This window comes from Pseudomonas lijiangensis (assembly GCF_018968705.1).
In the GTDB taxonomy this organism is placed as follows: domain Bacteria; phylum Pseudomonadota; class Gammaproteobacteria; order Pseudomonadales; family Pseudomonadaceae; genus Aquipseudomonas; species Aquipseudomonas lijiangensis.
The window spans coordinates 2,758,380-2,779,164 of sequence record NZ_CP076668.1 but is presented as its reverse complement, the minus strand read 5'-3'; the positions used below and the strand labels follow the sequence as shown (position 1 = coordinate 2,779,164).

The following is a 20,785-nucleotide window of genomic DNA, read 5'->3' as shown; positions in this document are numbered from 1 at the left end:
ATTAGAGGGACTACAGCATAAAAGCCATACCCCATAAACCGGTTATCGGTCGCACTTGAGAATAAATGGAGTCAAAAACAGAAAATCTTTTCTGGCGTCAAAGTGCCGACCTTCAGTTGTACTTCACTGATACTTCCCGATTGGAAAGTTACCCCGTCCTATTCAATTTCCTGATTTGGTGCTGGCCCAGATACGTGTGCGCAACGTTTCGGTTTTCATCTCGACCGGCTCAAGCACGAACATCCTGCTGAGCATTTCGGCATTAGGGTAAATGCTCGTATCGGCCCAAAGAGCGGGGTCGATCAATGCATCGGCCTTTTCATTGCCATTGGCGTATTTGACCTCGTTGGTGATATGGGCCATCACTTCCGGACGCAACAGGTAATTCATGAAGGCATAGCCAGCCTTTTCATTGGGGGCATCGATGGGCATGGCAACCATGTCGAACCACATCGGCGCGCCCTCCTTCGGGACGGTGTAACCAATTTTTATGCCGTTACCGGCTTTATCTGCACGATCCTGGGCCTGAGCCATATCACCGGAAAAACCCAATGCCATGCAGATCTTGCCACTGCCCAGATCCTCGATGTACTTGACCGAGTCGAAGTAGAGAACATAAGGACGAATGGCGGCCAGTGCAGCTTCGGCCTTTGCATAGTCTTCGGGTTGCTCGCTATGGGGAGGCAGTTCCAGATAATTCAGGACGATCGGAAACACTTGCGTAGCGTTATCAAGGATCGCGACACCGCACTGGGCAAGCTTTTGCATATTCTCCGGCTTCAGGATGAGGTCCCAGGAATCCAGCGGCGTATTGTCGCCCAGTACAGCCTTGACCTTGTCCACGTTGTAACCGACGCCGGTGCTGCCCCATAGATACGGAAACCCATGCTGATTGCCGGGATCGTTGACCTCCAGCGCCTTGAGCAGGACCGGGTTCAGATTCTTCCAGTTGGGTAGCTGATGCCTGTCGAGCACCTTCAAGGCGCCCTTGTCGATCTGTCGTGCCATGAAATGCACGGACGGCACCACGACGTCATAACCCGAGTGACGGGCCATGAGCCTGGTATTGAGGGCTTCATTGGTTTCGTAGGTCTGGTAATCAGGCTCGATACCGGTCGCCGCCTGAAAGTTCTTCAAGGTGTCGGACGCGATGTAGTCGGTCCAGTTGTAGATATTGACCCTGTCTGCTGCATGACTGGTGGAGGCCAGCAACATCAGTGCAGCAACGGATTTACTCAGCATTCTTCAACTCCATGGGTCAATGAAACCAGCTTGCCCTATCCAGCGGGCACACCTCAATACTTGAAGCAAACAGCTCGAAGGATCAAACGTTTTTGACGTGCATCAAATTATTCGAAAAATTCGACTGGCGCCTGAAAATATTTTCCAGCTGTGTGCAGGCAGGTGCTATTTTTAGGTCTCGTCAGACCGTTCAGATCATCCCGCAGGAAAGCAGTACGATCATTCAGGATTGTGCACTGTTTGGTCACTTCGGCTTTTATCGGTCGCATCTAGACTGGTCTCCCTACCCATTGGGGCTGAAGGAATTGCTCGATTGAATCAGGTGGGCCGCTTCCATGACCAAAGTCACGTTCCCCAATGCATGCCAACTGATGCGCTGGCACTTTCATCCGGTTGGCTTTGAAGCCACCATGGATGCACCCAGCAGCATGATTGCCCGGCTGTTCGACCGGGCCAGCGGTGAAACGGTAGTAGCAATTGCCGGCCTGCCCTGCGCAACTGTCATGAACGCCAGCGACGTCGAACGGATCATCGAGGCCATCGAAGCCGAGATGGAACTGTTCGGCAGCAATCAACTGGCTGGCTTCCTGTAAACAGACGAGAGCCTTGAGCTCCCGCCCACTCATTCATCGATTCTTGCGCAGGTCCTCGAAAAAAGGCTTGTCCTGGGCAACCCTGTCCGATGCCTTGGGCACCTTGATGGGGTCGCTCCCCGCAGAGCTTTCGTCGATGTACCAGTAGCAATGGCGTATCGCACGAGTGATGGCCACATAGGCCAGACGCAGGACTTCGTCCTGCTGGGCATTGTCAAACGACTGCGAATCTCCGGCATCACCAAGACCGGCCAGGCGATACACCTGATTCTTGTAGGGCGACAGCGTCGAGTGCTGGCAATCCCCTAGCAGGAATACCGCATCGGCCTGCAGTCCTTTTGAACTGTGATAGGTCAGCATCCTGATTCGCCTTGCCTGCGGCCCCATGGCCGCATCGGTCTGGATCAGGGATTTCAACGACTCGGAAATCATGGCCTTCTCACTGTTCTTTCGATACAGCAGCAGGATCGAGTCACCGGCGTTGTAGTGCTCGGCCACACGCTCGGCCAGCTCATTGTCATCGCGGTTCAGCACCGTGACCGGCACCCGTTCCTGGACTGCGCCGCTGGCCTTGGCCTTCTTGCCCGCAATGGCAGGCGCAGCGCGCACGATATGCTCGGCGGCATCGATAATGTGCTGATGGCTGCGAAAGTTATCGCTGAGCATGACCTTGGTGGTCGCGGGCGATGAAAACTCCTTGGGAAACTCCATGAAGTAGTGTGGCGAGCTGCCTCGCCAGCCATAGATGGACTGCCAGTCATCACCCACACACAACAGCGATGAATGCCTGGCCACGCGGCCGGTGTGCATGGCCGGACCACGGCGTCGGATTTCCTGCAGGCTGGCCCGTATCCAGGACACGATCTGCGGTGAGACATCCTGGAACTCATCGATCATCAGGTGCGCAAGAGGCCTGAGCATTTCATCGCTGACCTGGCGCAGGTTTTCCGGTGATGTTTCGCCAAACAGGGCGAACATCCGGTTGTAGGTCATGATCGGTGGCTTCTGATCCAGCAGATGGTTTTCAAAGGCCTTCCAGAACAGGCTCAGGCCCTCGAAGAAAAACCGGTCAGGGTCATTGCTGGCAAAACTCATTTCAGCCACGGCAGCGGGCACATCGAGGCCAAGGTTCTCGATAAAGCTGGCGGCCATGACAAAGCAATCCAGCAGCGGTGCCGCGCCCAGTTCACCCTTGACCCGGTAATCGAACCCCGGCCCCGCTACGGCCGATCCGGCCAGGGATTGCAGCACCTTGCCTGCCGCTTCGTAGTTCTCGAACCAGATCAACGGTTTGCGGCAGAAAGCTTGAAACAGCGTGCGCTTGATGACCCATTCGGCCCAGACCGGAAGCTTGGCACCGGGGCGTTTCATCTGCTGGTCTTCACTGGAGTCGAGCCCCAGCACAACCCAGGCATCCAGCTCGGCGATATAGCCATGAACGTGAAAGGCAAAGCCATTGATTTCAATGGTCTGGCGCATGGGCTCAATGCCCTTTATAGGCCAGGCCTTTGCCCGTATCCACAGGTCTTCGATGATGTCGCACAGTTCTTCATCGCGCTTGGCCGACAGCTCGGTCACGGTGATGCGCTTTTGCACATCCGGGTGATCGCGATCCAGCTCCTTGAGTTGCAGCGCATGGCGGTACAGCGGCGCAATCACTTCGCGAAAGCGTTCGTTGCTGGCATACAGGTCGCGATAGCACAGGTTCAATTGCTGACGCTGGGCGTCGTTGATGCGCAAATCGAACGGGTTACTGTCGGCCTCATCCCCAGAGGCCGACGTATTACCCAGATTCTCGAAAGCGCGCAATTGCTCGAAGCCCGGCAGGCTGCGAACCAGAGGCAGGATCCGCGAGTGGAAGGTGCGAACCAGATCCCGGGCCTGCTTGTGGCTCAGGGTATGCCCCCACAAAGCCATTATCTCGATCAGTTTGCCGATGAAGTCCTTGCGCGACTCGCGGGTGAACGTCACCACGGTCATGGCTTCCAGCTCGAACCCCAGATAGTGGTGAAGCAACAGTACCCGCAGCACCAGCGATGTGGACTTGCCCGCTCCTGCACCCGCAATCACGTAGGTGGAAGGCGTATCGCTGAAGATCATTTTCCATTGCGCCGGGCTGGGCTGGGCATGGGGCGGCAGCTTTTGCGCCACATCGGCCTTGATGCGTTTTTTCAGCTCAGGGGTCAGACCCAGACGCCAGTCATCGAACAGATGATCATCGACCTTCGGCCCGCGATGCTCGCCGGGACGGGTATCGCGAATCAAAAGAACATTGCGCCCCTGCTCCAGCCCATCCAGTCGACCTTCGGCGTAGCCCTCGTTCACGCCCTCGATATGCCCACTCAGAAACCCGTCGGCATGCCCCTGAAACCACGAAGGCCTGTGCTGCGCGCCAAGTCCCGTCAGACCACGCCCCATCAGGCGTGACAACAGGCGCTTGAACAGCGGCAGGCGCTCGGGCGGATTGAGTTCGATATCCAGGTCGGGAGGAAGAGCAGAAGGCAGATCGTCAGGCACGCAGGCTCCAGAGTGAGAATCGTCGGACGCCTATGGTCGCCGGATTCGCCCGCAAGCTCCAGCGAAATGCTTTCGTTTCAGGGTGTTAGGCGATCAACTGCATGTTGAACAGTTGATCGCGCCATTAAAAATACGTATTGAAGCTTTCGATGACTTTCAGATCATCATCAACCAGGCACCCGGAGCGCCACTTGTCGAAGGTCAGACACGGATGGGAAGAACCGAAGGAAATGATATCGCCGATTTTCAGTTCACAGCCCGGCGCGATGGTCATGAACGCATGTTGATCCATCATTGCCGTGACCTTGCAGGCGCTGACATCATCGCCCTTGCCGGACATGCCATTTGCCTTGTAACGCAGCAGCGGAGTAGGCAAACCAGCGTCGTAGGCAATATCGCGCTTACCCAGGGCGACCACTGCAAAACCCGGCTCAGGCAAGGATTGCACATGAGCCCAGACTTCCATGGCCGGGCGCAGCCCTTCGCTCAGGTCGGCGCGGCGATCCAGCACGCTGCACTGCGCCGCCTTGTAGATGCCGTGGTCATGCACCAAATAGCAGCCTGGACGCAGGACGCTGAGAAAACGCTGGCGCACGGCCTGGGCGTCAAAGGCTTCGGCAATCAGGTCATACCAGGCCGAACCCGAAGCGGTCACGATGGGGCGATCCAGAGCAAAGGCTTGCCTGTCCTGCAACTCGACGGCCAGCCGCACCAGTGACGCGGCAAAAGCCCTGATATCGTCAATGGCCCGATCACCATGAATCACGCCTTCGTAGCCTTCGATACCGGTCAGGGCCAGGGCTGGCTGGGCGTTGATGACCTCTGCCAGCGCCAGCACTTCCTGCTCGGTACGACAACCGCAGCGCCCGCCGGGCACGCCGTGCTCGATCATGACATTCAGCCGCAGCCCGCGTGCGGCAAAGAACTCACCCAGCGCCACAGCGTTATCCGGGTGATCGACCATGCAGTGAAAGTCGAACAACGGATCGGCCAGCATCTCGGCGATGATCGCCATATTGGGCGCACCCACCAACTGATTGGCCATCAACACGCGACGCACACCGTGGGCAAAAGCGGCGCGGGTCTGCACCGCAGTGGCCAGGGTCATGCCCCAGGCACCCTCCTCCAGTTGGCGACGAAACAAGGCTGGCACCATGCTGGTCTTGCCATGAGGCGCCAGCTCCGCACCGCTGTCAGTGACAAAGCCCTGCATCCAGCGAATATTGTGCTCCAGCGCCTGATTATGGATCACCAGAGCCGGCAGACTTACATCACACAACAAGCGTTGACCCGGCTCGGCAGAGCCTTTATCGGGGACAGGGATAGGCATGGGGGACTCCGGGAAGTTACAAGCTGCAAGCTTCAAGCAAGTTTCAAGCCGTTCACAGCTGCAAGCTTCAAGCCGTAAGCCTCAAGCTTGAAGCTTGTAGCTTGCCCCTTTCAGCTTTCCCCTCTCACAAACACGTAGCGATTGCCGCTGCCCTCAGCGCGGAGTGGCTGTCGCCAGCAGGCGCATAGAACTCGATGTCGGTGGTCGGGCCCTTGCTGCGCACGTCGGCGAAATACTTGGCCTCGGTGGTGAAGACCGTAAAGCCGCCACCGGAAAGTTTGTGCAGGAACACATCCGAGGACGTGCCGAACATGGCTTCGTTCTGCCAGGACACCTGGATGCACTGGGCCACGGCCGCATCCTGTTTGCTGCTGGACAGAACTTTGCTCGGCCCGGCCGAACGGGCCGAATCAGAGGGGGCCGCGCATCCGGCCAGCAACAGAGTGGCCGCGATGATAGAAACCGGAAATTTCATGACATGCCTTCGTCGAAAAAAAGCCGATTCTAGCACCGCAGCGCAGTGGTCAGCCTCAGGCCAACTCGAAAACCACATCCTGAGCGCCTTCCCACAAGGTCTTGACGCCCAGTTTGCGCAGGTTTTCCTTACCTTCGACAATGGTCAGGAAGTGATTGCCCGCCAGTTGCCCCATCTTGCTGGCAAAACAGCAGGAACCGTAGGCCAGGATAATTTCGGTTTCACTGTAGCCACCCGGATAGAACAGGATGTCGCCCACCGAAGGATGGCTGGTCGCATTCTCGAAGCCGATCGGCTTGTCATCGAGCATGAGCTGGTAATCGTCCAGCGGCACCCAACAACCCTCTCCGCTCCAGCGCACATGAATGAACTTCTGCCGGTAAGGCAGTAACTTCAAAAAAGCCTCAACGGTCTGCGGCGCATCGGGATTGGCATCGGCCAGAAACTCATACCCGCCAGCGGTTATTTTTATGGTGGTCACGACAGCAACTCCTGTTTACGAAGGGATTCTGTGAATAACAGGTCACGGGGTTCCATTTCGGCCATACAGCAAATAACCGGGACGCTCGCTCAGGCGCTCGTAGTAAGCAGCAACTGCGGGGAAGTCGGGATGGTCCAGCGGCGTTTCAAACCATCGATTGACCGAGAGGCCAATCGGGATATCGGCCAGGGTAAACGACTGGCCGGCCACATAAGCGCCCGTCCGCTCAAGCTGCCTGTCCAGTATCTGCATATGCCTGGACCAACTGCTGCATGAGGCCTTCAACGCGTCTGTATCCTGAAATTCGGCCGAACGCCTGACCAGGGACATGAACGCATAGGTCCAGGACTTGTTGAGGTCCGTTGCCTGCCAGTCTATCCACTGATCTATACGGGCCCTGGCTCTGGGCTGGGCCGGATAGAAACCCTCATCCGGGTGTGCAGCAGCCAGATAGCGGATGATGGTGTTGGATTCCCACAAGACAAAGTCGTCTTCGAGAATCACGGGCACCATGGCATTGGGGTTCAAGGCCATGAACTCGGGCGTATCCGTCGCCCGAAAACCGCTTCCCCAGTCTTCCCGCTCAAAAGGCCGGTCTGTTTCGGCACATGCCCAGAGGACTTTTCTGACGTTGATTGACGATGCCTTACCGAGTATTCGCAGCATTTCGAACTTCTTGCATAACAAAGGATAGTATGACGATATCAGTTCTGTTCGGACTAATGGACAAACAATCAGCACAAACCTATGAACCTCAAAGAAAACAGAACCTTGCCTGATTTTGACTGCTGGATGACTCGTCCCATACCTCAGACTGCTTGTAAACTTCAAGATTCTTTTGCCAGGAAGGCTAAACCATGAATCCAATCGCAACGATTACAGCAACACTTTTTCATCGCCACTACGGGGAGCGTGCATTCAAACCTTCGGCCCCCACGTCAGTCAGGGACTTGACGATCATTACCTATGCAGACGCATCGAACCTGGATGCGCTTTTCCGATATTTGAACAAAACCTATATAGCTCATGCCAAAGGTGTCCCACCGCGGCTCATCATTGGCTTGGCCAACATTGATAAGACTGCCGATAACACTCTTCGGGAAGCCCTGAAAAAAATAACGGAGAATCTTCGCCAGGATGCCCTGTTATACCTACACGCGGCATGCCACATAAAATTGCTTGCCCACAATGGCATTGCATGGCTTGGATCGCAAAACATCACTCGTGGCGCAGAACCCTGGTTTTCCGGTATCCGGTACGATTGGAAAACTCACTTCAACCGTAACCATGAAGCCTTGATCAAAGTAGACCCGGCAGATTCCAAATGGGTCGATGATCTGTGCGCTCGAGTATTGGCTGACCAGGCGTTGTGTACTCAAGTGAAAAAGAACTCTCTACCGTCAGGGGTTGTGAGAACGCTCAAACGCGCGAGCAGCGTAAATAGCGCAATCGAGAACATGATCGCAGGCCAAAGGCTGCGCGAGCTTCTCGATAGTTCGCTGGTATTGGTAGATGTAGAGGGCAGCAGTCAGTACCCGGCAGAAGTTTGCCGTGCTCTCCACGACATCGCCCGTGGGCACTTGATTGACCAAAGAGTGTCAGCACTTCTTGAGGAAGTTTACGGCGACACGGATCTGGAAAACATCAAATGTAACAACACCTACGACCTTCTGGAGATATCCTCGGCAATCAGTGCAAATATTCCTGCTTGCGATGCATTTTTGAAGGTATTGGAAGCATCACCGAAGCATGCTGACGAAACGGAAACGGAGCTTGTTGAAATTATTCAGGAGCTTGCTCACAACTATGGACTGAATGACCTTGAAGAATTTCTGGCGCGCCAGCGCTCCTCAATCATTCAGACAATAATGCAGTCTCCCGACTCCTCAGCCAGCTACCTGAGAGGTGCCATTGACAACGATGGAAGCCTCAATGCGGAACTGCTCGATTTGCGTCTATCACAAACCAACGGCAGTTTCTCCATTCCTGCTCATTACCAGCTCGAACATATAGACTTGGGCCCTATTCTTAAAGACCTGGACAAACACATACACAGGCTCGTGAAACAGAACTGGGCCAGGAATGTGATTGCCCTGGGGAGGGATCTGGTCAAGGAAATTGACCGCCTTTATGAACGCGAACTGCAAGACCGTGAATTCATGAGCGTGTACAACAAACTGTTGGCAGATCCGGATTCAGACATGCGATTTAACGTTTAGCGCTCGAGCGTGTGCTCAACAGGAGAGGTCGATGAAAGAGCCGCTGCAGCAAATAGACAACTGGCAGATCTGAAACCGCACTGAAAGAATTCTTGCGTTTCACCACTCCGATTCTGAAGAAAAAAGAGCAGTGATATTTCAAAAAACCGGCTACATAGATAGCAAGACCGTTCCGCATTGGAGAACAGTACCAGGCGCGATGACCTGGCATGATACGTTCAATGCTGAAAAAGATGCTCTCTCGCCGCCTTGATGCGTTTTGCGCGCTCCTTGAGAAGGTTATCCGCAAGATCGGCTGCAGCCTCGACCGCAGGGTCTGCGGACTCCCCGCTAGCAATAAATGCACTGAGCGCGGCAGAGGCGTACAGATCCCATGCTTGAATGTCGTCATTAAAGAGTGGTGGTTTACTCGACATCGGACTACTCCTAAATGCAAGGACCGTTATCCGGTCTATCAGGTACAAAGCCTAGGCTGTAATACGTTATTGGCAAATGACGCAGGCTGCTGATATGAAGATTGCCGATGATCAGCTCGTGCACTCAGCAGGGCCTCTTCGTAAATTTCCGCAATCTGAATGAGCCTACACATCTAGGTAAAGAAACTCAGCGGTCGTGCTCTCAAGCTTTGGGAACTAAGGATTGAAGCAATACGTTCTTGATGGGTGTCTGGGAAGTAGATTTTTCCAGAGGATCTCGTAATTGCTGTATACAGCAATGCTAGTTTTTTCGACAGTTCGGTTTTGCTTCGCAGGTCAGCAAAATAGTACAGATCCTCAGATATAGCCATTCTCGGGAATTCAAAGTTTTTAACGGTGAACACTGTCGCAAGCAACGGACGTGATGGTTTTCCATAAGCTAGCTCAACCCGTGATGCATGCTGGTACAATCCGGAAACACCAAATTTAGCACCTACGGTATCAAGCCACTGCTCGACCCTTAGGAAGGCTTCATTCCATCCCATGACTGCACGTAATTGCTCCCAGCTCTTAAATCGGGCAATAGCTTCATGACGAGGTCGTAGACCATGCATAAATAGCCCAAGGCACCCCTCCATAAAAGGTTCAAACTTCCTTCCCCAATCGACGACTGCAGCACCTTGGCTCAAGGCACGATTACGGATCAACCAATCAAAAATCCCCCACTCATCGGCAACTAAAATCACTGAGGGCTCGGAAGGAAATGAGTCAGCTCTATACTCCATCACAACTGTGTCTTTTGCCTTGTCAGCCACGAACGGCAAAGCGTTTGCATCGGGAAACTCAGCTAAAAGCGGGTTTATGTAGTCGACTAATGCAGGACCTGCCCGCAACGATACTGCCATTTCACGATGGCGAATCATAGCGTTGTGAGGCATGTACCGCCCTTGAAGATTTTGGAACTGATCCCCCAAGGTAATTACCGTTTGAGGCGACCGATCGAGGATATCGACCATTGGCGCGGTTAAATCATGGCCCTCATCGACGATAACAGTATCAATGAACTCAGGTATATAAAGCCCAGACAAAGCCATTTTTTTCACAAGATGGTAGTTTTTGACCGGAAGCGGATCTTCATTATTTTCAAAACTTGTCATTTTGAACCAGACCTTGCCAGCAGCTGCTGCAATAACCTCTTGCTCAGAGGCAGGGAGCCAGCGAAGCTGATCGCGAGGTATGTGCTTTGTAGTTATCCGAGTGTCGTTAGTTGAGCAGAATTTAAAAATCACTACCCAGCATAACGCCGCTACCTGAGCTGCATCACGGCTACCCACAGGGCTAAGACCCACTTTTTCGGCAAGCAAAGAGTAGGAGAATGGCAGGTTAGATATAGCAATCAATCTGTTCTTCAGCTTTTTGTCTCCCCCAGATAGAAGTTGAGTTGCTATACCTTTGAAAGTGTCGGCCCAAACGCGCTTACTACTAAATCTACGACGGACAAAATCGAGCTTTGCATCCACATCGGCGAGAAACAGGATTTTACGCTCGGGCATGAGAGCTAAGATTTCCTCCAAAATGAAAGACTTCCCAGTACCCGCATATGCTTGAGCCTCGATGGAATCGTCTAGATTTGCCCTAATGTTATGAACCAATCTGAGCTGATGATCACTTAGCTTTACGATTAATCCGCTGGAGCGAACATGCTCATGCTTTATAGCACCCAATGAAGCCTTGTGCTGTTTAGCATAATCGAAGTTCCATGTACCATCATAATGTATGTACTGACCGCGAACGACCGATTCTCGATCCATTAAACCGATCGCCAACGCAGAGGCTTGGATAAGTCCAGCCTCAAAGTCAACTTGGCTGTAGGCCTCAGCAAGAGCTGACCTAAGCTTATCTGAGTGATGGGTCAATAAATTCGCAAATATCCTCTCCATCTCCAGCGGAGAGCGAATAGGCAGCTTGGGCAGCTGAAGAACGTAGAGAATCGCCGCTATCTCATAACGAGAAAGACGGACTATATCTGGCAACGCTGCGTTGGAAAGGGCAGCGCTGAGGTTTCCACTTAAAGGCAAATACCAGCGTAGTTCATTCATGAAGATCGTAAATCCATAATCAATTTAGCGCCGGGCTAATAAAATCTTCAAGCCCTACCAATGCTGAACACATCAGCGATCAACTCCGTAGACGCTATCAAAAGGCTTTCCAAGCTCAGAAGCAAGTTGATTGCCAAAATTTCAGAAATAGCTGTCATACTCAACCTACAGGCGCAACGATAGACCTGAGGCGCTCACGCAACATTCATGCGTTTTTTTCATATCACAATAGCAAGCTCATGGATATAAATTATAATCCCTCCCTGCCTCGCGTAAAAAGCAAGTAATGTTGGAAATGCGAAACAATCAGAGACTAGCCATACAAATTATTGGCATAAAATTAGAAAGCACAAAAGCCACTCAGGTAGCAGCATGATTTATCTAGAGATCTGTCTAGCGCTCTCGAAAAGCCTCATTAATTGAGCCCCAAGAGCCGGAAGGTCGATGTAGATGAGATCATCTATATCCGACTTGCAACTTTCTTTGTCATTTTGCTGCAAGCGAGTGATAAGCCAGCACAAGTGATTTTGAAGCTTTGACCTCCTATCCCAGTCAGATCCAGACAAATCAATGACAGATAACGCTAGCCCCTTCAGAGCAACAGCCAGAGGCAGCAGTTCATTGGCATTCAGATCAATCCATTGACGATGTATATCAAGCGCCTTGTTGGTCAGCTTGTGATGAGCCTTCAGCTCAGTGACTCCAATCATCCCCCCCCTCCCTTCTAACTGCGTATCGTTCCATCAAGAAATAGACCAGTTTGCCACTATTAGCCAGCCCAGCTTGGGCGATAACTGTTATAGTTTCGACGCAAAACGCCTGAATTCGCCGACGTTTCAGCAGCTAGGCCTTCAATACACTCCGGCGGAGACAGCTATGTCGGAAGAAAAAGTCAGCGCCAACCGGTCTTGACGTCCACTGGCGTAGGCCTGGATGCGAGAGTGAGATTTACCGACACCCAGGTTTCCCGCTCAATTCTGATGGCTGATCCAGCCGAAGATACTCACAAGATAATTTTCAAAGGAGTTTGCAATTGTCCAGCAATCGGTTCATAGCAAGCTCAAGGTGGCACAATCAATCGTAGCCTACCTCATTGGCTTAGGAAGGCAGCGTATCTTCGCCTAGAACCGATATCGCCCCACAGCACTCTTGCTGCCTCCCCCCAATATCAAAGATGTCTAGAGCTGCTTTTTCGTCTCGAGTGTAATTGCCTGGAGACCGGATTCAGTGATTTCTTTCCAGTCGGACTCGGTCGCAGCCTGCATGTTTTCGCTCTTGCGAGTAACCACATCCAGATCCGGAGCCCCTGCGGTTTCGATTCTCAGGTGAGACTTGTTGTTGACCGCAATCGATAGAAACCCTGGGGAGAACCATGACCAGAACTCCACGATATGAACGTTTACAGCAGTGGCATCCTTGGCACTCTTGTCAGTCACGACCTCATAACCTGCATTCTTGTAGGCATCAGAGACGGCCTCGCTCACCAATTGGGACACCGTGCGACCAGAGGGAAGCACTACATCGCCCATCGCCATTCCATAACCATTACGCTTGCGGCCAACAGCACGCTCAGTGATGGATTTGTCGGTGATTTCATCATCTTTCAATGACGGGATATCAGCACTGCGCGGATTGATTTTGAAAACACGTTCATCGACAGCACTGATCAGAACCTTCTTGCCATTGGCCGGCGCCGTTTTCTGAGCTGCCTCGAGGGGAGTAAACTTCACATCGACTTCCGAGCGCCCCATTGCACAGCCCGTCAGCAAACTCAGTGCAACTACCATTGCCGCTATCCGAAAACCCATCACTATACCCGCCCCTTTTCGCCGTCATTGGCCTGACCGAATACCGGTCGGGAAAATTCTAAGCGAAAACCAGTCAGAAGCGATGCAAGAAAAATCAAAGTGCCATCACCGAACAGCCTTTAACCTGCACTCATGCATCTGTGGACAACAAGAAAGCCGCGCATTCATTACCCACCACCGTACAACTACCGCCCCACCTATGCGACAATGCGCGCCAAAGTCTGGCATGAACCCCGCATTCATATTCCGGCAACCCGCCCATGGCAGGCTGGTTGCTATCGACGTATGCCTCGCTGGAACCACTCAAGCTCCGACTGGAGCGAGCCGCCCTATGGGGTACGGCTCACATCGGCATTTCCCAAGTTATTGATAGGTAAGGCAATTGATCTCCACCGCTAACATCACCATGCAATTCGGCCCAAAACCCTTGTTCGAGAATGTCTCGGTCAAGTTTGGTGCCGGCAACCGTTACGGCCTGATCGGTGCCAACGGCTGCGGCAAATCCACGTTCATGAAGATTCTGGGCGGTGACCTGGAGCCTTCGGGTGGGCAGGTGATGCTGGAGCCGAATGTGCGCCTGGGTAAGTTGCGCCAGGATCAGTTCGCCTACGAAGAATTCACCGTTCTGGACACCGTGATCATGGGTCACGAAGAGCTGTGGAAGGTCAAGGCCGAGCGCGACCGTATCTACTCGCTGCCGGAAATGACCGAAGACGACGGCATGGCCGTTGCCGAGCTGGAAACCGAATTCGCTGAAATGGACGGCTACACCGCCGAGTCCCGTGCCGGCGAGCTGTTGCTGGGCCTGGGTATCGGCATCGAGCAGCACAATGGCCCGATGAGCGAAGTTTCGCCGGGCTGGAAACTGCGCGTCCTGCTGGCTCAGGCGCTGTTTTCCGATCCTGAAGTGCTGTTGCTCGACGAACCGACCAACCACCTGGACATCAACACCATTCGCTGGCTGGAAAACGTTCTGACCCAGCGTAACAGCCTGATGATCATCATCTCTCACGACCGTCACTTCCTGAACAGCGTGTGCACCCACATGGCTGACCTGGATTACGGCGAGCTGCGTCTGTTCCCGGGCAACTACGACGAGTACATGACCGTGGCGACCCAGTCCCGCGAGCAGTTGCTGGCCGACAACGCCAAGAAGAAAGCACAGATTTCCGAGCTGCAGTCGTTCGTCAGCCGCTTCTCGGCCAACGCCTCGAAAGCCAAGCAGGCCACGTCCCGCGCCAAGCAGATCGACAAGATCCAGCTGGCCGAGGTCAAACCTTCCAGCCGTGTCAGCCCGTTCATCCGCTTCGAACAGACCAAGAAGCTGCACCGTCAGGCCGTTGTGGTCGAGCACATGGCCAAAGGATTCGATGGCAACACGCTGTTCAAGGACTTCAGCTTCACGGTCGAAGCCGGCGAGCGCGTTGCGATCATCGGCCCGAACGGTATCGGTAAGACCACCTTGCTGCGTACTCTGGTCAACGATCTGACGCCGGATGCCGGTTCGATCAAGTGGACCGAGTCAGCGGAAATCGGCTACTACGCCCAGGACCACGCTCACGACTTCGAAGACGACTGCACCCTGTTCGACTGGATGGGCCAGTGGACTCAGGGCGGCGAACAACTGGTTCGTGGCACCTTGGGCCGCATGCTGTTCTCCAACGACGAGATCCTCAAGTCGGTCAAGGTCATTTCCGGTGGTGAGCAAGGCCGTATGCTGTTCGGCAAGCTGATCCTGCAAAAGCCGAACGTGCTGGTGATGGACGAACCGACCAACCACCTGGACATGGAATCCATCGAGGCCCTGAACCTGGCGCTGGAAAACTATCCGGGCACGCTGATTTTCGTCAGCCATGACCGTGAGTTCGTATCGTCGCTGGCCACCCGCATCATCGAACTCAGCCCGAGCGGCGTGATCGACTTCAGCGGCACCTACGATGACTACCTGCGCAGCCAGGGTGTAGTGATCTAAAACGCCTGCCGCGAATGAGTCCGCTCCTTGAGGCGGATTCATTCGTTACGTGTTAATGCCGATCCAAGGTCAATAAATCACTTTGTGGGAGGCAGCTTGCTGGCGACTTCAGAGTACAAACGCAGAATATCTGTCGTTTTCACAGCTTTTTCGCCAGCAAGCTGCCTCCCACAAGTGTTGTTTGTGCATTAACTGAACGGCATCAGTCTTACGTGCCAGGCTGCTCCAGCATCTCGATCCACAGCGCACCTTTACCCGACGGTGCTTCGCTGACTCGCTTCAAGGCGCCCTCTGCGCCAATCGAATAACTGCCCACGACCTCGCTCTTCTCTCCCGTCACCAGCAACCAGTGCCCATCGGGTGAGACTGCGATATTGCGTGGCTGCTTCTCCTGAACCGCGTAGTTTTCAAGGTAGGTCAGCTTGCCGGTCGAAGGCTCGACCTTGAAAGCCGATACGCTGCTGGACGTACGCTCGCTGATAAACAGCAGTTTGCCATCTGGCGCCATGCGGATATCGGCCGCCCAGATGCGCGGAGTCGGATCATCCTTGAGGTCGTTATTGCGGGCGTCGCGCACTTCGCCATGGGCGAGTTTCAGGCGTTCCGGGATACCGGCAGCCTGAGCTACCTGAGTCAGCGCGCCAGTCTTGTCATCAATCGAAAAGCCGGTCACGGTGCCGCTCATCTCTCCCACCACATACAGGAATTTGCCGTCCGGCGAGAAAGCCAGATGGCGTGGGCCGGTCTTGTCTGCGACGGTGACGTAGCCCGTCCCTATCGGCGCAAGTGTGCCGTCCTTTTCCAGTCGGTATTGCAGGACGTGATCGACGCCCAGGTTACCGGCATACACGAAGCGGTTGCTTGGGTCTGTGCGTACCGAATGCGCATGCAGGCCGGTCTTGTAGGTCTGAATGTTGTCGCTTGGGCGCTGCTGGGCATCGATGGGCTGGACACTCAGCAAGTCGCCGCCATAGGACGCCCCCATCAGGAACCGACCGCTACGGTCAGTGGACAGGTAAGCCAGGCTCTCGGCCAGCGGCCCCTGAGATATCTGCTTGAGATGCCCCGTTCCGGGCTCGACGCCAAAGCCGACCACCTGATAAGGCTTGGCGCGCAAGGCGGCAAACAGTGTCTTGCCATCTGGAGAGAGTGCCATGGGATTGACCTGATCGCCCGCCTTGGTCTGCTCGACCAGGTTCAGTGCTCCGCTTTTCGCATCCAGCCGGTACTGGGAAATGAGCCCGTCCGCAGGACTGGAGATGTAGGCGAAAGTCGCTGCGTGAGCAGACAGACCGAACGAGCAGGAAACCGCAGCCGCCAACAGGAGATTTCTTTTCATGCCGCACCTTTTGTTATTGTGTTTGTGGTCAGTCATCCTATGACTAGTCACGAATAACAGCAATACGCCCCACCAGATTGTTAGCAAGCTTTCATTTAAGCCGTTACCGGGCCATGATGACTGCATTCCAACCGCCTGCCAGCGAACGAGTCCGATGCCTGCCGCCTCAAGTCAAAAACCTTCAGCGCAGCCCAGTTCCATGACGATCACGCTGCAGATCGTTTCCATCGTTTTCTATACCTTCATCGCCTTCCTGTGCATCGGCCTACCGATTGCCGTGCTGCCTGGCTATGTGCATGACCAGCTCGGCTTCAGCGCTGTGGTCGCCGGGCTGACCATCGGCTCGCAATACCTGGCCACCCTCCTCAGCCGCCCTTTTGCCGGCCGGGTGACGGACAATATGGGCAGCAAGCGCGCTATCGTTCTTGGCCTGGGCGGGATAGCGATCAGTGGTGTCCTGACGCTGATCGCCACGCTGCTGGAAAGTATCCCGCTGGCCAGCCTGTGGATTCTGATCGTGGCGCGTCTGTTTCTCGGCGTCTCCCAAGGCATGATCGGGGTCGGCACCATCAGTTGGTGCATTGGCAAGGTCGGCGCGGAACATACGGCGCGCTCGATCTCCTGGAATGGCATCGCGTCCTATGGCGCCATTGCCATTGGCGCGCCAGTCGGGGTCGTAGTGATCGATCACACAGGATTCAACAGCCTGGGCATTGCCTTGATCGCCATGGCGGCCCTGGCACTGGTGATGATCCGCAAGAAGCCATCGGTGCCGGTGATTGCCGGCGAGCGCCTGCCCTACTGGTCGGTGTTCGGGCGTATTGCGCCTTATGGCCTTGGGCTGACACTCTCTTCCATCGGCTACGGCACCCTGACGACCTTTATCACCCTGTTCTATATCAGCCGTGGCTGGGAAGGCGCTGCCTGGTGCCTGAGCATGTTCGGGGTGTGCTTCATCCTTGCGCGACTGCTCTTTATCGGCGCCATCAATCGCCTGGGCGGCTTCACGGCGGCGATGCTGTGCATGGCGGTGGAAACCGTCGGCCTGGTGATGCTGTGGCTTTCGCCCAGCACCGGTTTTGCCCTGGCCGGTGCGGGCCTGACCGGCCTGGGGCTGTCGCTGGTGTATCCGGCATTGGGTGTGGAGGCTATCAAGCAAGTCCCCACCACCAGTCGTGGCGCAGGCCTGAGCGCCTATGCGGTGTTCTTCGACCTGGCACTGGCAATTGCCGGACCCGTGATGGGCTTCATTGCTCTGGGTCAGGGCTATGGCTGGATTTTCTTTTATGCCTCTTTGCTGTCGATCATCGCCCTGGCGCTGACGTTCTGGTTATCACGCCGCCCTCAAAAAGCCCTCTGAGCCTGCAGGCAGACAAAGCTGACACCACCTGTCGGTCAACTAATTGACGACCCTGACAATCAGATCTTGACTTAGCTCTGTTAGCCATTGATCAGGCTGATAAAAACCCTACATGGACGTCCCTTGCGTGGTGGACAGGCCAGTAGCGAAACCATGAACAGCCTCCCTGACCACGTGTCCAGAGAGAGCAGTCATGAGAATCAATCATCGGTTTCCTCTGCGCTACCCCCTGCAAATCCTTCCCCTGGCAGTCCTGACCCTTGCTTCTCCACACGCCCATGGCGCCTGCGACCTCGTTTCCACCATCGGCAGCGATGTACAGATCTGCGACAGCGGCAGCAGCGGCCCTTTGACCAATCCCGGCGGCAACAACACGCTGGTCTTCCCGGCCGGAGGTACGGGGTCGATTATCGGCAGCGTCACCTATGGTGCGGGAAGGGACAGGATCGACATGAACTCGGGCAGTATCGTCGGCAACTTCAATCAGGGAGCCGGTGTCGATCAGTTCAATATCACGGCCGGGACCATTACCGGAGACGTCAACCAGAGCTTCGATCCCGACGACTTTGCAATGAGTGGCGGCACCATGCGCTCCTTGACCCAGGGCGATGGCCTGGACACTTTCCTGATGACGGGAGGTACGATCAGCAATGCTTTCGAGGATGGCGACCTGGCAAAAATGACCGGCGGCAGTATCGGACGCGTGGATATGAAGCTGGATGACAATACCTTCGACATGTCGGGCGGAACCATCGTCAATAATCTGGTGGCCGGCTTTGGCCGCGACACCATTATTGTGTCGGGCGGCAGTATTGGCGGGCTGATCAGCATCAGCGGTGGCAACGACCGGGTGACCGTCAGTGGCGGCGAGATTCGTGGCGGGATACGCACCAGCTTTGGCAATGACACGTTCACCTGGCTCAATGGCGGCTCCATACGCGGCAGCGTGTTGATGGAAAGCGACAATGACAGCGCAACACTGCGCAATCTGGATGAAAACCATCTGGGGCCGAACCCTCTGCTCAATGGCGGCGCAGGCACGGATCTGCTGACCTTCGATGCAACCACCTCCGCCAAGCCCGAACGCTATGCCAATTGGGAAACGGTCAATCTCGATAACGGCTCACAACTGGATCTGGCAGGCATTTTCACACTGGGAGACAGCGTCAGCGGAACCGGGGTCATGAATGTCGATGCCAGCAGTACCCTGACATCCGTATCGGGCAGCATTTCGCCCTTTACCAGCAGCGGCCTGGTCACACTCAATAACGCCGGTACTCTGGACATGAGCACCGGCAGTGCCAGTGACACACTGACGGTCAATGGCAATTACGTGGGCAGCAACGGACAACTGTTGCTGCAATCGGTGCTGGGCGGTGACAACTCGCCCAGTGACAAGCTGGTGGTTTCCCGGGGAGCGATCAGCGGTACGACTCAGATCGCCGTCAGCAATCTGGGAGGCACCGGGGCCTTGACCCTGCAGAACGGGATCGAGGTGGTACAGGCCGCCAACGGCGCAACCAGCGATAACTCGGCCTTCTCCCTGAAAAACTCATTGTCGGTCGGTGCCTATCAGTACTACCTGTTCAAAGGCGGCGCGACTGCCGGCTCGGAGAACAGCTGGTTTCTGCGCTCTTCGGTGATTTCCGCACCTCTGGCGGCCATGTCCGTGCCCGAAGAGCCTGCCGCAGAGCCACCCACTCCGACACCACCCTCGACACCCGCTCCTCCTGCGCCACCCACACCCATCCCCCCTCCAACACCTCCTGTAGCCCCTGCGCCAACGCCAGTCCCCACACCGACAAATCCCACACCGCCAACCGTGCAACCGGCAATCGCCCAGCCCGTTCCGGCTCCGGGCACCCCGCCGCTTCCCGAACCGGTACGTGGCGCTGCGCCGGTTCCCCTGTATCGCCTGGAAGTTCCCAATTACGCCGTGGTGACGCCAGCGGTCGCAACACTGGCCCTGTCTTCACTGGGCACCTTCCATGAGCGTCAGGGCGACCAGAACCTGCTGACCGAAACCGGCGTGTTACCTGCCGGCTGGGCACGCCTGTTCGGTAATGACTTCAGGCAGGACTGGTCGGGCACCGTGGCCCCGAGCCTGGATGCATCGCTCAAGGGTTATCAGATCGGCCACGACTTGCTGGCGCTGCAAACCGGCAACGGGCGCACCCAGCGGATCGGCCTGTTCGTGGCTCACACACGCATGGACGGCCACGTCAAAGGCTTTGCCGAAGGCTTCAAGGATCGCCGCACCGGCAAACTGAAAATCCAGGGCGACAGCCTGGGCCTGTACTGGACCCTGATCGACCCGAAAGGCTGGTATGTGGATGCCGTGGCGATGGGCACGCGGGTAGATGGCTCTACGCGCTCGCAACGGGGAATTCGTATGGACACTGAAGGCGATGCCCTGAGTCTTTCAGTCGAGGCAGGTTATCCCATTGAGCTGAACCCGGACTGGATCATCGAACCCCAGGCGCAAGTAATCCACCAGCGTATCGATCTTGATAGCCAGAACGATGGCATTTCCCATGTCGCCTTCGACTCACAGCCCTACACCAGCGCACGCCTTGGCGGGCGACTTGAAGGACGCTATCAGGTGCGTGGCATTCCGGTCGAACCCTTTTTGCAAGGCAACCTGTGGCACAACTTTGACGGCTCGGACACCCTGACCTTCGATTACAGCGACCGGATCAAGACTGAACACAAGTCCACCACGGCGGATATGGGAGTGGGTCTGACAGCCAGATTGTCCCGTGAGATCAGCCTTTACCTCAGCGCCGATTACAGCAGCAATCTGGATGACAATGACCTGGATGGTTTGCGGGGGAATCTGGGGGTCAGAGTGAGTTGGTAGGAAAGGCGCTGCGTAAATCTGTAGGAGCGGATTCATCCGCGAGACGTCATCGAAGGCGATACATTCTCTTCGGA

16 protein-coding genes are annotated in these 20,785 nt (G+C 55.3%); 5 read left to right on the top strand and 11 right to left on the bottom strand.

What is annotated here, in order from left to right; all coding sequences use genetic code 11:
* Nucleotides 1-162: 162 nt before the first annotated feature.
* The gene (locus KQP88_RS12015; RefSeq protein ID WP_216705809.1) at nucleotides 163-1,242 is read right to left on the bottom strand and encodes a polyamine ABC transporter substrate-binding protein; all 1,080 of its coding nucleotides are present in this window, start codon (nucleotides 1,240-1,242) and stop codon (nucleotides 163-165) included.
* Between the two features lie 335 nt (nucleotides 1,243-1,577).
* Between KQP88_RS12015 and KQP88_RS12010 the strand changes: the two genes are divergently transcribed.
* Nucleotides 1,578-1,835, top strand: a complete 258-nt coding sequence (locus KQP88_RS12010; RefSeq protein ID WP_122320400.1) for a DUF1652 domain-containing protein — start codon at nucleotides 1,578-1,580, stop codon at nucleotides 1,833-1,835.
* A 33-nt stretch (nucleotides 1,836-1,868) separates the two neighbouring features.
* Here the strand turns inward: KQP88_RS12010 and KQP88_RS12005 are convergent, their stop codons facing one another.
* From KQP88_RS12005 to KQP88_RS11985, 5 genes are all read right to left on the bottom strand, one after another.
* Nucleotides 1,869-4,352 carry a UvrD-helicase domain-containing protein gene (locus KQP88_RS12005; RefSeq protein ID WP_216705808.1) on the bottom strand — a complete coding sequence of 828 codons (2,484 nt, stop codon included), beginning with the start codon at nucleotides 4,350-4,352 and terminating at the stop codon, nucleotides 1,869-1,871.
* 124 nt (nucleotides 4,353-4,476) lie between these two features.
* Nucleotides 4,477-5,682 (bottom strand): amino acid deaminase, encoded by a 1,206-nt coding sequence (locus KQP88_RS12000; RefSeq protein ID WP_216705807.1) that lies wholly within the window; start codon nucleotides 5,680-5,682, stop codon nucleotides 4,477-4,479.
* A gap of 124 nt (nucleotides 5,683-5,806) precedes the next feature.
* On the bottom strand, nucleotides 5,807-6,157 hold the full coding sequence (locus KQP88_RS25260) for a 2-oxoacid ferredoxin oxidoreductase (protein ID WP_253950583.1): 351 nt from the start codon (nucleotides 6,155-6,157) through the stop codon (nucleotides 5,807-5,809).
* A gap of 55 nt (nucleotides 6,158-6,212) precedes the next feature.
* A complete protein-coding gene (locus KQP88_RS11990) occupies nucleotides 6,213-6,638 on the bottom strand; it encodes a DUF3830 family protein (protein ID WP_216705806.1) in 426 nt (141 codons plus the stop codon).
* A 42-nt stretch (nucleotides 6,639-6,680) separates the two neighbouring features.
* A complete protein-coding gene (locus KQP88_RS11985) occupies nucleotides 6,681-7,304 on the bottom strand; it encodes a glutathione S-transferase family protein (RefSeq protein ID WP_216705805.1) in 624 nt (207 codons plus the stop codon).
* Nucleotides 7,305-7,495: 191 nt separating this feature from the next.
* Here KQP88_RS11985 and KQP88_RS11980 point away from each other — a divergent pair, with 191 nt between their 5' ends.
* The gene (locus KQP88_RS11980; protein ID WP_216705804.1) at nucleotides 7,496-8,857 is read left to right on the top strand and encodes a phospholipase D-like domain-containing protein; all 1,362 of its coding nucleotides are present in this window, start codon (nucleotides 7,496-7,498) and stop codon (nucleotides 8,855-8,857) included.
* A 218-nt stretch (nucleotides 8,858-9,075) separates the two neighbouring features.
* Here KQP88_RS11980 and KQP88_RS11975 read toward each other — a convergent pair whose 3' ends face one another.
* From KQP88_RS11975 to KQP88_RS11960, 4 genes are all read right to left on the bottom strand, one after another.
* A complete protein-coding gene (locus KQP88_RS11975; RefSeq protein WP_216705803.1) occupies nucleotides 9,076-9,273 on the bottom strand; it encodes a hypothetical protein in 198 nt (65 codons plus the stop codon).
* Nucleotides 9,274-9,446: 173 nt separating this feature from the next.
* Nucleotides 9,447-11,372 (bottom strand): hypothetical protein, encoded by a 1,926-nt coding sequence (locus KQP88_RS11970; protein ID WP_216705802.1) that lies wholly within the window; start codon nucleotides 11,370-11,372, stop codon nucleotides 9,447-9,449.
* A 377-nt stretch (nucleotides 11,373-11,749) separates the two neighbouring features.
* The gene (locus KQP88_RS11965; RefSeq protein WP_216705801.1) at nucleotides 11,750-12,082 is read right to left on the bottom strand and encodes a hypothetical protein; all 333 of its coding nucleotides are present in this window, start codon (nucleotides 12,080-12,082) and stop codon (nucleotides 11,750-11,752) included.
* Between the two features lie 468 nt (nucleotides 12,083-12,550).
* Nucleotides 12,551-13,159, bottom strand: a complete 609-nt coding sequence (locus KQP88_RS11960; protein ID WP_253950582.1) for a flagellar biosynthesis protein — start codon at nucleotides 13,157-13,159, stop codon at nucleotides 12,551-12,553.
* 403 nt (nucleotides 13,160-13,562) lie between these two features.
* Here KQP88_RS11960 and KQP88_RS11955 point away from each other — a divergent pair, with 403 nt between their 5' ends.
* Nucleotides 13,563-15,152, top strand: coding sequence for an ABC-F family ATPase (locus KQP88_RS11955; RefSeq protein WP_201000476.1), 1,590 nt, complete (start codon nucleotides 13,563-13,565; stop codon nucleotides 15,150-15,152).
* Nucleotides 15,153-15,360: 208 nt separating this feature from the next.
* On the opposite strand, the gene KQP88_RS11950 is transcribed toward KQP88_RS11955, so the two are convergent.
* Nucleotides 15,361-16,491 carry a lactonase family protein gene (locus KQP88_RS11950; RefSeq protein WP_216705799.1) on the bottom strand — a complete coding sequence of 377 codons (1,131 nt, stop codon included), beginning with the start codon at nucleotides 16,489-16,491 and terminating at the stop codon, nucleotides 15,361-15,363.
* A gap of 154 nt (nucleotides 16,492-16,645) precedes the next feature.
* On the opposite strand from KQP88_RS11950, the gene KQP88_RS11945 reads away from it, so the two are divergent.
* Nucleotides 16,646-17,851 carry an MFS transporter gene (locus KQP88_RS11945; RefSeq protein ID WP_216705798.1) on the top strand — a complete coding sequence of 402 codons (1,206 nt, stop codon included), beginning with the start codon at nucleotides 16,646-16,648 and terminating at the stop codon, nucleotides 17,849-17,851.
* Nucleotides 17,852-18,044: 193 nt separating this feature from the next.
* Nucleotides 18,045-20,711: an autotransporter family protein gene (locus KQP88_RS11940; RefSeq protein ID WP_216705797.1), complete on the top strand. Its 2,667-nt coding sequence runs from the start codon at nucleotides 18,045-18,047 to the stop codon at nucleotides 20,709-20,711.
* Nucleotides 20,712-20,785 lie beyond the last annotated feature (74 nt).

Excerpts from the sequence above, each read along its gene's own strand:
- KQP88_RS11950 (WP_216705799.1), bottom strand. The coding sequence starts at position 16,491 with ATGAAAAGAAATCTCCTGTTGGCGGCTGCGGTTTCCTGCTCGTTCGGT.
- KQP88_RS11970 (WP_216705802.1), bottom strand. The coding sequence starts at position 11,372 with ATGAATGAACTACGCTGGTATTTGCCTTTAAGTGGAAACCTCAGCGCT.
- KQP88_RS12000 (WP_216705807.1), bottom strand. The coding sequence starts at position 5,682 with ATGCCTATCCCTGTCCCCGATAAAGGCTCTGCCGAGCCGGGTCAACGC.
- KQP88_RS11965 (WP_216705801.1), bottom strand. The coding sequence starts at position 12,082 with ATGATTGGAGTCACTGAGCTGAAGGCTCATCACAAGCTGACCAACAAG.
- KQP88_RS11985 (WP_216705805.1), bottom strand. The coding sequence starts at position 7,304 with ATGCTGCGAATACTCGGTAAGGCATCGTCAATCAACGTCAGAAAAGTC.
- KQP88_RS11940 (WP_216705797.1), top strand. The coding sequence starts at position 18,045 with ATGAGAATCAATCATCGGTTTCCTCTGCGCTACCCCCTGCAAATCCTT.
- KQP88_RS12010 (WP_122320400.1), top strand. The coding sequence starts at position 1,578 with ATGACCAAAGTCACGTTCCCCAATGCATGCCAACTGATGCGCTGGCAC.
- KQP88_RS11975 (WP_216705803.1), bottom strand. The coding sequence starts at position 9,273 with ATGTCGAGTAAACCACCACTCTTTAATGACGACATTCAAGCATGGGAT.
- KQP88_RS12015 (WP_216705809.1), bottom strand. The coding sequence starts at position 1,242 with ATGCTGAGTAAATCCGTTGCTGCACTGATGTTGCTGGCCTCCACCAGT.
- KQP88_RS11960 (WP_253950582.1), bottom strand. The coding sequence starts at position 13,159 with ATGGTAGTTGCACTGAGTTTGCTGACGGGCTGTGCAATGGGGCGCTCG.
- KQP88_RS11945 (WP_216705798.1), top strand. The coding sequence starts at position 16,646 with ATGCCTGCCGCCTCAAGTCAAAAACCTTCAGCGCAGCCCAGTTCCATG.
- KQP88_RS11980 (WP_216705804.1), top strand. The coding sequence starts at position 7,496 with ATGAATCCAATCGCAACGATTACAGCAACACTTTTTCATCGCCACTAC.
- KQP88_RS25260 (WP_253950583.1), bottom strand. The coding sequence starts at position 6,157 with ATGAAATTTCCGGTTTCTATCATCGCGGCCACTCTGTTGCTGGCCGGA.